This window comes from Tsukamurella pulmonis (genome assembly GCF_900103175.1).
Lineage (GTDB): Bacteria > Actinomycetota > Actinomycetes > Mycobacteriales > Mycobacteriaceae > Tsukamurella > Tsukamurella pulmonis.
Window position 1 is genome coordinate 728,781 of record NZ_FNLF01000002.1, and the last position, 13,635, is coordinate 742,415.

General features: G+C 71.7%; 13 protein-coding genes and 1 pseudogene. 7 read left to right on the top strand and 7 right to left on the bottom strand.

Annotated elements, in window-relative coordinates; all coding sequences use genetic code 11:
• Positions 1–20 precede the first annotated feature (20 nt).
• Positions 21–890, top strand: a pseudogene (locus tag BLQ62_RS03810) (ATP-dependent DNA ligase); the annotation flags it as partial.
• Here the strand turns inward: BLQ62_RS03810 and BLQ62_RS03815 are convergent.
• From BLQ62_RS03815 to BLQ62_RS03830, 4 genes are read right to left on the bottom strand one after another with little or no spacing between them, the layout of a single operon-like run.
• Positions 876–2,462 (bottom strand): AMP-binding protein, encoded by a 1,587-nt coding sequence (locus BLQ62_RS03815; RefSeq protein ID WP_068536523.1) that lies wholly within the window; start codon positions 2,460–2,462, stop codon positions 876–878. The pseudogene BLQ62_RS03810 and the gene BLQ62_RS03815 sit on opposite strands and share 15 nt — an antisense overlap.
• 1 nt (position 2,463) lies before the next feature.
• Positions 2,464–4,107 carry a GMC family oxidoreductase gene (locus BLQ62_RS03820; protein WP_068567179.1) on the bottom strand — a complete coding sequence of 548 codons (1,644 nt, stop codon included), beginning with the start codon at positions 4,105–4,107 and terminating at the stop codon, positions 2,464–2,466.
• On the bottom strand, positions 4,104–5,186 hold the full coding sequence (locus BLQ62_RS03825) for an acyl-CoA dehydrogenase family protein (protein ID WP_068567177.1): 1,083 nt from the start codon (positions 5,184–5,186) through the stop codon (positions 4,104–4,106). Before BLQ62_RS03825 ends, BLQ62_RS03820 begins: the two co-directional genes overlap by 4 nt.
• A 16-nt stretch (positions 5,187–5,202) precedes the next feature.
• Positions 5,203–6,384: an acyl-CoA dehydrogenase family protein gene (locus BLQ62_RS03830; protein WP_068567175.1), complete on the bottom strand. Its 1,182-nt coding sequence runs from the start codon at positions 6,382–6,384 to the stop codon at positions 5,203–5,205.
• Positions 6,385–6,505: 121 nt separating this feature from the next.
• On the opposite strand from BLQ62_RS03830, the gene BLQ62_RS03835 reads away from it, so the two are divergent.
• Genes BLQ62_RS03835 through BLQ62_RS03845 form a run of 3 tightly spaced genes read left to right on the top strand, consistent with a single transcriptional unit; the run spans position 6,506 to position 8,859 of the window.
• Positions 6,506–7,396: a 3-oxoacyl-ACP reductase gene (locus BLQ62_RS03835; RefSeq protein WP_068567433.1), complete on the top strand. Its 891-nt coding sequence runs from the start codon at positions 6,506–6,508 to the stop codon at positions 7,394–7,396.
• Positions 7,397–7,398: 2 nt separating this feature from the next.
• Positions 7,399–8,172, top strand: a complete 774-nt coding sequence (locus tag BLQ62_RS03840) for a glucose 1-dehydrogenase (RefSeq protein WP_068567173.1) — start codon at positions 7,399–7,401, stop codon at positions 8,170–8,172.
• Positions 8,173–8,859, top strand: coding sequence for a nuclear transport factor 2 family protein (locus BLQ62_RS03845; protein ID WP_068567172.1), 687 nt, complete (start codon positions 8,173–8,175; stop codon positions 8,857–8,859). It begins immediately after the preceding gene.
• Here BLQ62_RS03845 and BLQ62_RS03850 read toward each other — a convergent pair.
• Positions 8,819–9,505 carry a TetR/AcrR family transcriptional regulator gene (locus BLQ62_RS03850; protein WP_068536511.1) on the bottom strand — a complete coding sequence of 229 codons (687 nt, stop codon included), beginning with the start codon at positions 9,503–9,505 and terminating at the stop codon, positions 8,819–8,821. The genes BLQ62_RS03845 and BLQ62_RS03850 overlap by 41 nt on opposite strands.
• Before the next feature lie 58 nt (positions 9,506–9,563).
• On the opposite strand from BLQ62_RS03850, the gene BLQ62_RS03855 reads away from it, so the two are divergent.
• Positions 9,564–10,565, top strand: coding sequence for an NAD(P)-dependent alcohol dehydrogenase (locus tag BLQ62_RS03855; RefSeq protein WP_068536509.1), 1,002 nt, complete (start codon positions 9,564–9,566; stop codon positions 10,563–10,565).
• Here BLQ62_RS03855 and BLQ62_RS03860 read toward each other — a convergent pair.
• The gene (locus BLQ62_RS03860) at positions 10,562–11,317 is read right to left on the bottom strand and encodes an IclR family transcriptional regulator (RefSeq protein ID WP_068567170.1); all 756 of its coding nucleotides are present in this window, start codon (positions 11,315–11,317) and stop codon (positions 10,562–10,564) included. The two genes, BLQ62_RS03855 and BLQ62_RS03860, sit on opposite strands and share 4 nt — an antisense overlap.
• Before the next feature lie 39 nt (positions 11,318–11,356).
• Here BLQ62_RS03860 and BLQ62_RS03865 point away from each other — a divergent pair, with 39 nt between their 5' ends.
• Positions 11,357–12,265 carry an acetaldehyde dehydrogenase (acetylating) gene (locus tag BLQ62_RS03865; protein WP_068567168.1) on the top strand — a complete coding sequence of 303 codons (909 nt, stop codon included), beginning with the start codon at positions 11,357–11,359 and terminating at the stop codon, positions 12,263–12,265.
• Positions 12,262–13,311, top strand: a complete 1,050-nt coding sequence (gene dmpG / locus BLQ62_RS03870) for a 4-hydroxy-2-oxovalerate aldolase (RefSeq protein WP_068567166.1) — start codon at positions 12,262–12,264, stop codon at positions 13,309–13,311. The genes BLQ62_RS03865 and dmpG overlap by 4 nt, the downstream gene beginning before the upstream one ends.
• Before the next feature lie 122 nt (positions 13,312–13,433).
• On the opposite strand, the gene BLQ62_RS03875 is transcribed toward dmpG, so the two are convergent.
• Positions 13,434–13,622 (bottom strand): ferredoxin, encoded by a 189-nt coding sequence (locus tag BLQ62_RS03875; protein WP_068536500.1) that lies wholly within the window; start codon positions 13,620–13,622, stop codon positions 13,434–13,436.
• Positions 13,623–13,635 lie beyond the last annotated feature (13 nt).

Consider the following 13,635-nt stretch of genomic DNA (forward strand, 5'->3'; position numbering starts at 1 on the left):
GTCATGACCAACTATTTGCTGGTGCCCGCATCCAGGTCCACCGTCTGGGCGAGGAGGTGCGCGTCTACACCCGCACGCTCCGCGACATCACCGACGCGGTACCCGAGATCGTCGCGCTGGCACGGGAGTTGCCGTGCCGGTCCGTCGTGCTCGACGGCGAGTCGCTCGCCCTCACCGACGCCGGCCGGCCCAGACCCTTCCAGGAGACGATGAGCCGGTTCGGGTCCTCGGAATCCGGGGAGACGGTGCTGCGCCCGTACTTCTTCGACTGCCTGCACCTCGACGGCCGCGACCTGCTCGACGAGCCGCTGTCGGTCCGCCTCGACGCGCTGCAGGCGGTGGCGGGAGGGCTGCGGATCCCCGCACTGACCCGGCCCACTGCGGACGAGGCCGCGGCCCAGTACGCCGCGGCGCTCACCGCCGGCCACGAGGGCGTGATGGTCAAGTCGCTCGATTCGCCCTACGCCGCGGGCCGACGGGGCCGCGCCTGGCAGAAGGTCAAGCAGAGCCACACGCTCGACCTGATCGTCCTCGGCGCGGAGTGGGGGTACGGGCGCCGCACGGGGATGCTCTCGAACCTGCACCTCGGCGCGCGGGATCCGGACGGCGGCGCGCCGATCATGGTGGGCAAGACGTTCAAGGGCCTCACGGACGCGTTGCTGCGATGGCAGACGGAGGAGTTCCCGCGGCACGAGATCTCGCGCGACGAGCACACCGTCCACCTACGCCCCGAGATCGTGGTCGAGATCGAGCTCGACGGGGTGCAGGTCTCGCGCCGCTATCCCGGCGGCGTCGCGCTGCGCTTCGCCCGCGTGCTGCGCTACCGCCCGGACAAGACCGCGGCCGAGGCCGACACGATCGATGCGGTGCGGGCGCTACTGCCCGGGTAGCGGTGCGGTGGCGTCGATCCCGTCGGCCACGAGGGCGCGCCGGAGCACCTTGAACGACGGGGTGCGCGGCAGCTCGTCGACGATGCGCCAGCGGTGCGGGTGCTGCCGCGGTCCCAGGTCGGGCTGCGCGCGGAGGAATGCAGTGAAGTCCTCGGGCGTGAGTTCCGCGCCGGGCGTGAGGACGAGCGCCGCCGCCACCTGATCGCCGACGCGGTCCGGCAGGCCGTACACGGCGGCCTCCGCGATCGCGGGATGGCGCAGCAGAGCATGCTCGATCGGTGCGACACCGAGGTTCTCGCCGCCCACTCGCATCCAGTCACCGGTGCGGCCGGCGAAGTGGACGTAGCCGGCGCCGTCGACGTAGGCGAGGTCACCGGTGCGATAGACGCCGCCGTCCGCGCGCGCGGCGTCCGCGGCGGGATCGTTGTAGTAGCCGGAGAAACCGCCGGTGCCCGCGGTGTTCACCAGTTCGCCGATCGCCTCCTCGGGATTGAGGAGCGTCCCGTCCGGGGCGGTCTCGGCACGCGGGCATTCGGTCGTGGTGCCGGGCCTCCACACGGCGACCCCGTCGGGGAGCGGCCCGAGCGCGTCGGGCGGGGTGTCCGGGGTGCGGGCGATGGCGACCCCGTTCTCCGACGAGCCGTAGCCGTCCTGCACGTGGCACCCGAACCGCCGGGCGAACGCCGCGATGTCGTCGGCGCGGCCCTCGTTGCCGTACAGGACCCGCAGCGGGTTGTCGGCGTCGTCGTCGCGCTCCGCGGTGGCGAGGATGTACGACAGGGGCGTGCCCACGTAATTCGCGTACGTGGCGCCGTACCGTCGCACGTCGGCGAGGAAGTTCGAGGCCGAGAAGCGTTCGGCGAGGGCGATGGTGGCGCCGGCGGCCAGGGCCACGGCCCAGCCCGCGAGCAGCGCGTTGGAGTGGAACAGCGGCATCGCGACGTACGCGGTGTCGTCGCCGCTGAGGCCGAAACGCTGCGCCAGCATGATCCCCGCGCCGGTGAATTTGCCGTGCGTGGTCCGCACCGCCTTCGGCTCGCCGCTGGTGCCGGAGGTGAAGACCAGTGCGAGCAGGCTGTCCGGGGTGACCTCAGGGTCGGGGATCGGTGCACCGGCGTGCGCGTCGAGCAGGGCGGCCCACTGCGGACCGTCGAGATCGAGGACCGGGACGCCGGGGTCGAGGCCGTCGAGGAGCTCCTTGTGCCGGCCCTGGGTCAGGACCGCACCGCAATCGGCGAGCGCGATGTCGCGGGCGAGGGCGTCCCCGCGACGAGTGGGGTTGAGCCCCACCACGACCGCATCCGACAGCGCCGCAGCGCCGAGCAGCAGCGAGAACTCGGGGACGTTGTCGGCGAGCACCCCGACGTGCCGGCGCGCAGCTCCATCGCCGGTGCCTCCGCCGGCATCGGGCAGGAGCTCGCGCAGGACGGACGCCCGCACCGCCGAGGCGGCGACGTGCTCCGCCCAGGTCCACGACCGATCCCCGGCCCGCAGGCCCGCGCCGGGGTCGTCGGCGCGGGCCCGGAGCAGGTCGGCGACCGTCGGAAGGGAGTGCGAGCGTGCGCCGCTCATCTCAGGCGCCGAGGAACCGCGCGCACATCTCGCCGATCATGTACGACGGCGCATTCGTGTTGCCGCCGGTGATGGACGGCATGATCGAGGCGTCGGCGACGCGCAGGCCCTCGACGCCGATGACCTTGAGCTGCGGATCGACGACGGCGCGCTCGTCGACGCCCATCCGGCAGGTGCCCACCGGGTGGTACACCGAGTGCACGCGGTTCGGGAGCTCGCGGCGCAGGGCCGTCTCGTCCATGAACGAGGCGCCGGGCGTGAACTCCTCGCTCACCTTGCCGCGCACGGCGGGATGCTGCATCACCTCGCGGATCATGCCGATGCCCTCCATGAGCACCTCGGTGTCCTGCGGGTCGCTGAGGTACCCCGGATCGATCGAGGGCTGCTCCAGGGGGTTCGCGGAGTTCAGGCGCAACTCGCCGCGGCTCTGCGGGTAGATCAGCGTGGGCAGGATGGTCAGGCCCGGCCGGGGATCGACCATGTGCAGCTTGTCGGCGTCCTGGTTCGGCACGGGGTAGTTCCACGGCAGGCAGTGGATCTGCAGGTCCGGGATGTCCTTGGCGTAGGAGGTGCGGACGAAGGCCGCCGCGTCGAAGACGGTGCGCGCCATCCACGTGGTGCCGGGCTCACGGACCTCGGCCGCCAGGCCCTTGGCGAAGTACGCCGGGGTGCCCTTGTTCACCGCATCCTTCATCAGGAAGGTCATCGGGACGAACAGGTGATCGTGCAGGTTCTGGCCGACGGGCAGATCGGCGGCGACGTCGATCCCCTTCTCCCGCAGGTGCGCCGCGGGGCCGACCCCCGAAAGCATGAGGATCTGCGGGGTGCCGATGACGCCGGCGGAGACGATGACCTCCTGCTTGGCGCGGATGGTGGTGACGGAGTTCCCGTCGAGCACCTCCACGCCCGTGGCTCGTCCGTTCTCGATCACGACCCGCTTGACGTGTGCGTTCACGTGCACCCGCAGATTGGGTCGGGCCTTGCGGAGATACCCCTGCGCGGAGCTGTAGCGGGTGCCACCCGCGGCGCTCTGCTGGAAGACACTGACACCCTCCTGGGAGGCGCCGTTGTAGTCCTCGATGATCGGCGTGTTCAGCGTGCCCGAGAGGGCCTGCATGTACGAGTTCGTGGCCGCGGTCAGGTCCCGCTGGCGAGTGACCTCGATCGGGCCGCCGGCGCCGCGGAGCTCGCTGCCGCCGCCCTCCCAGTTCTCGAGCCGCTTGAACGCGGGGAGCACGCCCTCGTAGTCCCAGCCGGTGGCGCCCTCGGCGGCCCACGAGTCGTAGTTGGCGCGGTTGCCGCGGACGAACAGCATGCCGTTGATCGAGCTGGACCCGCCGAGGATCTTGCCGCGCGTCATGGGGATCGTGCGGTCGTTGGCGAACTTCTGCGGCACGGAGTGCTGCTTCCACGCCACCCGCGACTTCATCTGCGGCACCGTGTGCACCATCGTGATCATGCCGGGCACCTGCGTCATGCGCGTGTTGTCGGCCTTGCCGGCCTCGAGCAGCGCGACCGTGGCGCCGGTGTCGGCGAGCCGGCCCGCCACCACGGAACCCGCACTGCCCGAGCCGATCACGATGTAGTCGACCGCCTCGTTCGGGCTCAGCGGAGTGGTGGCGGTCTTGGACAACTTGCGGATCATGCGGGGTTCCTTCCGGCGAGGGTCGCGCCGAGGGCGCGGAGATGGGCCGTCGCGCCGCCGAGCGCGAACTCCGCGCGCTTGGCCGCCACGAAGTAGCGATGGGTGGGGTGATCGGTGTCGATGCCGACGCCGCCGTGCACGTGGACCGCGGTGTGCGCCACGCGGTGTCCGGCGTCGGCGGCCCAGAACTTGGCGGTGGCGATCTCCGCGGCCGCGTCGAGCCCCTCGGACTCGCGCCAGGCCGCCTCGAGCAGAGTGAGGCGCACTGCTTCGACGTCGATGTAGGCGTCGGCGAGGCGTTGTCGCACGGCCTGGAAACTGCCGATCTGCTTGCCGAACTGCTCACGGGTGCGGGCGTACTCGGCGGTCAGTTCGAGCGCGCGCTCGGTGATGCCCGCCTGCAGGGCGCACCAGCCGATGGTGGCGAGTCGTCGCGCGCGGGCCGCGGCCGCGTCGCCGCCCAGTCGTGCGGTGGCCGGCAGGGTCACCGCCTCCGCCTCGACGAGCGCGGCGTCGCTCCCGTTGCCGACCTGCTGGCCGGTGACGGTGATCCCGGCGGTTCCGCGCGGCACGAGGAAGAGGGCGGCACCGTCGGCGGTGACGGCCTCGAGGACGAGCAGATCGGCGAAGGCGGCGGACGAGACGGCGGTCTGCGCACCGTCGAGGCGCCAGCCGTCCGCGACGGAGCGAGCGGTGAAGCCCGACAGGTCATCACCGAAGGCGACGGTGGCCGTCGCGGTGCCGCGGACCAGGGGCACGAGCCACTGCTCGAGCTGGGCGGGGGTGCCGGATTCGGCGAGCAGCTCACCCGCGACCAGGATCGAGTCCAGGTACGGAGCGGGTGCCGCGACCCGGCCGAGCTCGCCCAGAACGGCGGTGTGCGCCAACAGCCCCAGGCCTCCGCCGCCGACCGCGGACGGCAGCGCCGCATCGAGGACTCCGGAGCGCGTGAGGGTGGCCCACAGGTCGGGATCGAGCCCGGAGTCGGTGGGCCGCGGGGTCTTCTCGGACCACGCCTCGACGATGCGTCGCGTCAGGCCCGCCAGGTCGGTCCGGGCCTCGGGGACGGTGAAATCCATGTCGTCTCTCCTGTCCCTAGCGGCTGACCGGTAGCCGGAGACCGGCCCCCGCGATCAGGTCGCGCTGGATCTCGTTGGTGCCGCCGCCGAAGGTGAGGATCAGCGAGCTGCGGTGCAGGCGTTCGATGCGGCCGCGCAGCAGCGCGCCGGGCGAGCCCGCGCGTACGACGGCCGCGGTGCCGAGCACCTCCATCAGCAGGCGGTAGCCCTCGGTGGCGTACTCGGTACCGAAGACCTTCGTGGCGGAGGCGTCGGCCGGACCGAGCTCGCTGTGGTCCGCGGCCCACGCGATCTTCCAGTTCCGTAGTTTGAGGTACTGCGCATGGGCGTAGACCCGGGCGAGGTGCGTGCGCACCCACTCCGCGTCGATGACGCGGGAGCCGTCGGCGAGCTTGGTGTTCTGCGCCCAGTGCCGCACTTGTCGCTCCGAATCGAGCAGCGGTGCGGCGGAGGTCAGTGCGACGCGCTCGTGGTTGAGCTGATTGGTGATGAGCTTCCAGCCGCCGTGCAGATCACCCACCACCGACGTCGTGGGGACGCGCACGTCCTGGTAGTAGGTGGCGGAGGTGCCCGGCCCGGCGACGGTGTGCACCTTGGTCCAGGAGAATCCCTGGGAGTCTGTGGGCACCACCAGGATCGACACGCCGCGGTGTCGCTGGGCCTCGGGATCCGTGCGCGCCGCCAGCCAGATGTAGTCCGCGTACTCGATGAGCGAGGTCCACATCTTCTGGCCGTTGATGACGAAGTCGTCGCCGTCGCGGACGGCGCGGGTGCGCAGCGCCGCCAGGTCGGTGCCGGCTTCCGGCTCGGAGTAGCCGATGGAGAAGTGCGTCTCGCCGGCGGCGATGCCGGGCAGCAACTCGGCCTTCTGCTCCGCGGTGCCGCCGGCCATGATCGCGGGGCCCACCGTGTTCACCGTGAGGAACGGGACGGGCACGCCGGCGACGGCGGCCTCGTCGGTGAAGATCAGCTGGTCGAGCATGGGGCGGGCCTGCCCGCCGTACTCCTGCGGCCAGCCGATGGCCAGCCACCCGTCCTTGCCGAGCGTGCGGGTGATCTCCTTGTAGACCTCGCCGTCGCCGTACTCGCCACCGGGGCCCAGAAGCGCCTCGCGCCGTTCGGGCGTCATCAGCTGGGCGAAGTAGGCCCGCAGCTCGGCGCGCAGCTCCTGCTGTTCCGGCGCATAGTCGATCCGCATGGCGCCACTGTAGAACAAGTTCTAGAAAAGCGGAACGAAACCGCGGTCTCGGCAGTATTTTCCTTAGGTGGAGGAGCGCGTGCTCCGCGGTGAACAGGTTCTCGAAATCGAAGGGTTGCAGATGACGCAGGCAGACGTGGCGAGCCTCGAAGGCAAGGTGGCGATCGTGACCGGCGCCGGAGCCGGCCTCGGCCGTGCGGAGGCGTTGGCACTCGCCCGCGGGGGTGCCGCCGTCGTCGTGGGCGACGTCGCGCCCGCGGCCGAGGAGGTGGTCGAGCAGATCCGGGCCGACGGCGGTCGCGCCGCGCTGGTGCTCGGCGATTCGGGCGATCGTGAGACCGCGGACGCGCTGATGGCAGCGGCCGAGGGGCTCGGTGGCGTGCACATCGTGGTCAACAACGCGGGCTTCTGCCGGGACAAGATGATCTTCTCGATGACCGACGACGAGTTCGATTCGGTGGTCCGGGTGCACCTGCGCGGGCACTTCCTGCTCTCGCGCAACGCGTCGGCCTACTGGCGCGATGCCGCCAAGGCGTCGGGCGGTGAGGTCTACGGCCGCGTCATCAACACCTCGTCGGAGGCCTTCCTGTTCGGTTCCGTCGGGCAGCCGAACTACGCCGCCGCCAAGGCGGGCATCGCAGCGCTGACCATCGCCACCGCCCGCGGCCTGGGCCGGTACGGCGTGCGGGCCAACGCGATCTGTCCCCGGGCCCGTACCGCCATGACCGAGGGCGTCTTCGGCGACGCCCCGGACGGCACCGTCGATCCGCTGTCGGTCGACCACGTCGCGCGGTTCGTGCGCTTCCTCGCCGGACCCGAGGCCGCGAAGGTCAACGGCCAGGTCTTCGTGGTGCACGGGGGAATGGTCGCCCTGATGGCGCCGCCCAGCCTGGAGGCCCGCTTCGACGCGGACGGCGGGCAGTGGGACGAGGTCGGGCTCGCCGCAGCGGTGGGCGGCTACTTCGCGGACCGCGACGACCGGATGTTCGTCGCCGCACAACTGGAGGGCTGATCATGACGAGCACGACGGGAAGACTGAGCGGCAAGCGGGCGCTCATCACCGGAGCCGCCCGCGGGCAGGGCGCCGCCGTGGCGCGGCGATTCGTCGCAGAGGGCGCGCGCGTGCTGCTCGGCGACGTGCTGGACGAGCAGGGCGAGGCGCTGGCCGCCGAGCTCGGCGACGCGGCCGTCTACCGCCACCTCGACGTGACGAGCGAGGACGACTGGGCGGCCGCCGTGGCGCAGGTGCAGGCCCGCTTCGGTGGCCTCGATGTGTTGGTCAACAACGCGGGCGTGCTGTTCTTCTCGGCGCTCGAACAGACCGCTCTCGCCGATTACGAACGGGTGATCCGCATCAACCAGTTCGGCTGTTTCCTCGGGATGCGCGCCGCCGTGGAGCCGATGAAGGCCGCCGGGGGCGGCTCGATCGTCAACACCTCCTCGGTCGAGGGGCTGGGCGGCATGCCGTACCTGACCGCTTACACGGCGAGTAAGTTCGCCATCCGCGGCATGACGAAGGCCGCTGCGATGGAGCTGGGGCAGTACGGCATCAGGGTGAACTCGGTGCATCCGGGCATGATCGACACCGCGATGGTGGCGGACGCGCTGGGCGGCAACGAGCCGCCGACGGACTGGCTCAAACAGCGACTTCCCATCGGGCGCCAGGGCAGCGCCGACGAGATCGCCGCGCTGGTGCTGTTCGTCGCCTCCGACGAGGCCAGCTACAGCACCGGCGCGGAGTTCGTGGCCGACGGCGGCGCCACCGCCACGCACGCGCTGAAGCTCTAGATGCCCGGCACCGAAGCGATCCGGCGGGTGGTGGAGGCATCGCCCGCCGCCGTCGCCGCGCACGACAAAGGGGCCTGGACCGCGCTGTTCGCGCCGGGTGGAGCCGTTCACGACCCCGTCGGCCCGCCGCCGCAGACGGACCCGGCGGCGATCGCACGCTTCTACGACATGTTCATCGCGCCCAACCGCATCGCCTTCGAGGTGGAACACGACCTCATCGTCCCGGGTGACGACGAGGGGCTCATGATCCGCGATCTCACGGTGCACACCACCATGAGCACCGGTGTCACCCTGCACATTCCGATGCATCTGCGCTACACCGTGGTCGATGGACCGGACGGCGCCGCCATCACCGGCCTGTACGCCCACTGGGAGCTGCGCGGGATGATCACCGCCCTTCTGCTCTCCGGTCCGCGTGGGCTGGCCGCCGGAACCCTGTTGGGTCCGCGGCTGTTCCGCACTCTGGGTGCCCGCACCGCCCTCGGCTTCCTCGGTGGAATGCGCGGCGTCGGCGGCAAGGGCCGGCGGCGGGTCGCCGAGCTGCTGCACCTGCGCGGGCTGCAGGTGGGCAAGGTGCTCGCGTCGGGACCGATGGTCACGGCCACCGTGTACGACGGTGCGCGCCGCGGCCTCGCCGTCGTCGACTTCAGCGTCCCCGGGGACCCGGACCCGGTCCTGCACTTCTAACGGCTCCGCCCAGGATCGGTCGCAGCGCGAGGGGTGGGCCAGGGGGCAGCGGTGCACCGTCGGACACGGCGAAGGCACGGAGGAGGTGCGCCGCCAGCCTCGGCGATGCCTCTGGCGGGACCCCGCCGTCGGCGACGAGCCCGGCGTTGGAGAGGAACGCGAGAACCAGGTCGGCGCCGGTGACGTCGGGACGCACGACGCCAGCGCTGCGGCACCGGCCGACGAGTGCGTCCAGCGCACGTTCCGCGTCGTCGACCGTTGCGGAACCGGCGGCATGGGGATTCCGGTCGAGGAACGCCCGGGTGAATCCGCGATCGCTGGCCTGCAACGCGAAGACCGTGTGCACCAGGGCGCTCAGGCCGTGCCAGGGGTCGGGATCGGCGAGGGCGTCGTCGAGCGCACGCGTGCAAGCGCCGAACTGCTCCTGGAAGGCCTCGGCCACGAGATGCTCGCGCGAGGGGAAGCGGCGGTGCAGCGTCGCGACGCCGACCCCGGCCCGGCGGGCGACCGCACTGAGCGGAGCATCGACCCCGCGGGCCGTGAAGACCTCCTGGGCCGCGCGCACGATCCGCTCCCGGTTACGCCGCGCGTCGGTCCGCAACGCGGGCTGCGTGCCGGCCGCTAGGTGAGACGGATCGGCGTCCATGCCTCTCACTTTATCCGCAGGAGGAAGCCGCGACGGGTGGCCGGCTGTTCCCCCGGGTATGACACACGACGAATCCACGATGCGCGCGGCCCTGTTCGATCGGTACGGCCCACCCGACGTGCTCTACGCGGGTACCGTGCCGTTACCCGCGATCGGCCCCGATGACGTGCTGGTGCGTGTCCGGGCGGTGTCGGTGAACGGTGGCGAGCTCCTGCTCCGCTCCGGGGCCGTGCCGCGCTGGCTGCTGCGCGGCCCGTTCCCCCGGCGGACCGGACTCGACTTCGTCGGGGACGTCGCCGCGATCGGGGTGAGGGCGTCCGGGTACGCCGTCGGAGACCGAGTCTGGGGCCTGCTCAGCGAGAAACCCGACGCAACGGGGCAGGCGCTGCGGAGCCTCGCGGAGTACGTCGCCGTCCGACCCGCGCAGATCGCCGCCGCACCGGCATCGCTGACGCCGATCGAGGCTGCGACGCTCCCCGTCGGCGGGCTCACGGCGCTGCTCGCGCTGCGGCGCGAGGCCGGGCTGCGGTCGGGTGAGAGCGTGTTGGTGCGCGGTGCGGCGGGCGGCGTGGGCAGTGCCGCCGTCCAGGTCGCCAGAGCGCTCGGCGCGGGGCCGGTCACGGGGCTGGCCGCGGCCGGCGCGGCCGACTTCGTGACCGGTCTCGGCGCGGATCGCGTTGTCGACTACCGCCGGGCCGAGCACGCGGACCTCGGCCGATTCGACGTCGTGATCGACACCGTCGGTACCGACCTGCGTGCGTTCCGGCGCCTGCTCACCTCCACCGGACGCATGGTCACGGTCCGGTTCGACACGGAGAACCCGGTGCGGAGTCTGGCGACGATCGCGACCTCCGTGGTGCACGGTTCGCGGCGCATCCGGTTCTTCCGCGGTGGCCCCGATTCCGCCCTGCTCGCCGAGGTCGCGCGGATGGCCGAGGCCGGCGCACTGCGGCCGGTCCTCGATGAGACGTACCGGCTCGCCGATGTCGCGGGCGCGCATCGCCGGCTCGAGGCCGGGGGCGTCCGCGGCAAGGTGGTCGTCGACGTGGACCGGGACTAGTCGCGCGAGCCGGCGACGCGGGAGAGGGTGAGGGCGGCGGCGCGCACGGCGGGGCCCACGCGCTCCGGCCGCATCCGCGTACTCCAGCCGGCCACGGAGATCGCGGCGACGGGGGTGCCGTCGGCGTAGAGGATCGGGCAGGCCACGCAGACGGTGCCGTGGCCGGACTCCTCGCGCTCGTAGGCCACGCCCTCGTCGCGGATGCGCTGCAGCTGCCGGCGCAGGAGCGACGGCGATTCGATGGTCCGCGTGCTCAGGCGCGGCAGTCCGGTCGCGAGCACCGCGGCGAGCGCGGCCTCGTCGGCGAAGGCGAGGATCGCCTTGCCGACTCCGGTGGCGTGCGCGGGCATCCGGCCGCCCACGCGGGAAGGCAGATTCGGCGCGTCGGGGCCGGGGAGGACCTCGAAGTAGACGACCTCTGTGCCCTCGAGACGGGCCAGGTGGACGGTGTTGCGCGTGGCCGAGCGGAGGTCGGCGAGCACGGGCCGAGCGGCGTCGACGAGGTCGCGGTGCCCCGTGGCGAGTTGGCCGATCTCGAACAGGCGCAGGCCGAGCCGGAGGTCGGTGCCGGAGCGCTCCAACAGTCCGGCCGCCACGAGATGTCCGGTGAGGCGGTGCACCGTCGACTTGGGCAGTCCCGTGCGCCGCGCCAGCTCGGAGACGCCGAGCCCGCCGTCGCCGGGGCGGTACGCCGATAGCAACGCGGAGATCCGGTCGACGGTGGCGCCGTCGTTCCGCTCAGCGGGACACATGCCTTGAGTATGAGGGCCGCGGGGACGCATCGTCGGGATATGACGGAGAAAGTGACCGCGGCCATCGTCGGCCCGGGCAACATCGGAACGGACCTGCTGGCCAAACTGCGGCGCAGCGAGCACGTGGACGTGCGCTACATGGTGGGCGTGGACCCGGAATCGGACGGTCTCAAGCGTGCCGCCGAGCTCGGGCTCGAGACGTCGGCGGAGGGGGTGGACTGGCTGCTCTCGCGACCGGAACCGCCGCAGTTGGTGTTCGAGGCGACGTCGGCGAAGGCGCACCGCGCCAACGCTCCGCGCTACGCGGAGGCGGGCATCGTCGCCGTCGACCTGACGCCCGCCGCGGTCGGTCCCCTGGCGTGCCCGGTGGTCAATCTGGAGTCGCAGCTGGACGCACCCAACGTCAACATGATCACCTGCGGCGGCCAGGCGACGATCCCGATCGTGCACGCCGTCAGCCGCGTGACGCCGGTGAGCTATGCGGAGATCGTCGCGTCGGTGTCCTCGCGCTCCGCCGGCCCCGGCACCCGCGCCAACATCGACGAGTTCACCGAGACCACCGCCCGTGCGATCGAGGAGGTCGGCGGCGCGGCCAAGGGCAAGGCGATCATCATCATCAACCCGGTCGAGCCGCCGATGATCATGCGCGACACCGTGTTCTGCGCCATCGACCCCGACGCCGACCGTGCGGCGATCACCGCCTCGATCGAGAAGATGGTGGAGGACGTTCAGGTCTACGTTCCGGGCTACACGCTCAAGGCTCCGCCGCAGTACGACGAGCCCCGGCCCGGCTGGGAGGGCAAGGCCCGCGTCGCGGTCTTCCTCGAGGTCGCGGGCAACGGCGACTACCTGCCCACCTACGCGGGCAACCTCGACATCATGACCGCCGCGGCCGCGCGCGCGGGCGAGCTGCTGGCGCAGCGCATTCTGGCAGGAGTGAAGGCATGACCGGCATCAACGGCGAGCTCTGGAACGATCCGAACCGCGACGTGCGCATCGTCGACACGTCGCTGCGCGACGGCAGCCACGCGATGGCGCACCAGTTCACCGAGCAGAACGTGCGGGACACCGTGCGCGCCCTCGACGACGCGGGCATCTCGCTCATCGAGGTGACCCACGGCGACGGCCTCGGCGGCAGCACGTTCAACTACGGCTTCTCGCTGGTCGACGAGCGCAAGCTCATCGCCGCCGCCGTCGACGAGGCGCAGCAGGCGAAGATCGCCGTGCTCATGCTCCCGGGACTCGGCACCGTCGAGGACATCCGCGTGGCGGCCGACCTCGGCGCCGGTGCGCTGCGCATCGCGACGCACTGCACCGAGGCGGACGTCTCGATCCAGCACTTCGGCGCCGCTCGGGAACTGGGCCTCGAGACCGTCGGCTTCCTCATGCTCTCGCACATGTCCACGCCGGAGGCGCTGGCGAAGCAGGCGCGGATCATGGCCGACGCCGGCTGCCAGTGCGTGTACGTCGTCGACTCCGCCGGCGCGCTGATCCTTGAGGACGCCGGCGACCGCGTCGCCGCGTTGGTCGCGGAGCTGGGGGAGGACGCGCAGGTGGGATACCACGGGCACCAGAACCTCAGCTTCGGCGTCGCCAACTCCGTGCTCGCGTACCGGGCGGGCGCGAAGCAGATCGACGGCTCGCTGCTGGCCCTCGGCGCCGGCGCGGGCAATTCACCGACCGAGGTCCTCTCGGCCGCCTTCGAGAAGCTGGGCGTGCGCACCGGCACCGACAAGGACGCGCTCATGGCCGCGGCGGAGGACGTGGTGAAGCCCTACATCACCCGGCTGCCGGTCATGGACCGCAGTTCGATCGTCCAGGGCGCGGCGGGTGTGTACTCCAGCTTCCTGCTGCATGCGGAGCGGGCCGCGGAGCGCTACGGCGTCCCCGCGTACGAGATCCTCTACGAGTGCGGTCGCCGCGGCTACGTCGGCGGCCAGGAGGACATGATCATCGCCATCGCGGTGGAGATGTCCGCGGCCCAGAAGGTCTGACCGCGGGCCCGGCGTCGCCCGCGCGGCACCGTCGGGCCTCCCCCTCCTGACTTAACAGCAGTAGAGCCCTGATCTTCCGGCGAAGATCAGGGCTCCACTGCTGTTAAGTCAGGAAAGGGGGCTCAGTATTCGATGCGGATGGCCTGCGTGGGGCACTGGCTGGCCGCGTACTCGATGTCCTCGCGGTCGGCGTCGGTGAGGCCCTCGTCGGTGGCCTCGGCGAAGCCTTCGTCGTTGACCTCGAAGACGTCGGGGCGGATGCCCTCGCAGACGCCGAATCCGGTGCACGCATCGCCGATGATGATCTTCATGTTCTTCTCCGTT

Coding starts and splice junctions, on each gene's coding strand:
- BLQ62_RS03815 (WP_068536523.1), bottom strand. CDS start 2,462: ATGAGCGGCGCACGCTCGCACTCCCTTCCGACGGTCGCCGACCTGCTC.
- BLQ62_RS03820 (WP_068567179.1), bottom strand. CDS start 4,107: ATGATCCGCAAGTTGTCCAAGACCGCCACCACTCCGCTGAGCCCGAAC.
- BLQ62_RS03825 (WP_068567177.1), bottom strand. CDS start 5,186: ATGGATTTCACCGTCCCCGAGGCCCGGACCGACCTGGCGGGCCTGACG.
- BLQ62_RS03830 (WP_068567175.1), bottom strand. CDS start 6,384: ATGCGGATCGACTATGCGCCGGAACAGCAGGAGCTGCGCGCCGAGCTG.
- BLQ62_RS03835 (WP_068567433.1), top strand. CDS start 6,506: ATGACGCAGGCAGACGTGGCGAGCCTCGAAGGCAAGGTGGCGATCGTG.
- BLQ62_RS03840 (WP_068567173.1), top strand. CDS start 7,399: ATGACGAGCACGACGGGAAGACTGAGCGGCAAGCGGGCGCTCATCACC.
- BLQ62_RS03845 (WP_068567172.1), top strand. CDS start 8,173: ATGCCCGGCACCGAAGCGATCCGGCGGGTGGTGGAGGCATCGCCCGCC.
- BLQ62_RS03850 (WP_068536511.1), bottom strand. CDS start 9,505: ATGGACGCCGATCCGTCTCACCTAGCGGCCGGCACGCAGCCCGCGTTG.
- BLQ62_RS03855 (WP_068536509.1), top strand. CDS start 9,564: ATGACACACGACGAATCCACGATGCGCGCGGCCCTGTTCGATCGGTAC.
- BLQ62_RS03860 (WP_068567170.1), bottom strand. CDS start 11,317: ATGTGTCCCGCTGAGCGGAACGACGGCGCCACCGTCGACCGGATCTCC.
- BLQ62_RS03865 (WP_068567168.1), top strand. CDS start 11,357: ATGACGGAGAAAGTGACCGCGGCCATCGTCGGCCCGGGCAACATCGGA.
- dmpG (WP_068567166.1), top strand. CDS start 12,262: ATGACCGGCATCAACGGCGAGCTCTGGAACGATCCGAACCGCGACGTG.
- BLQ62_RS03875 (WP_068536500.1), bottom strand. CDS start 13,622: ATGAAGATCATCATCGGCGATGCGTGCACCGGATTCGGCGTCTGCGAG.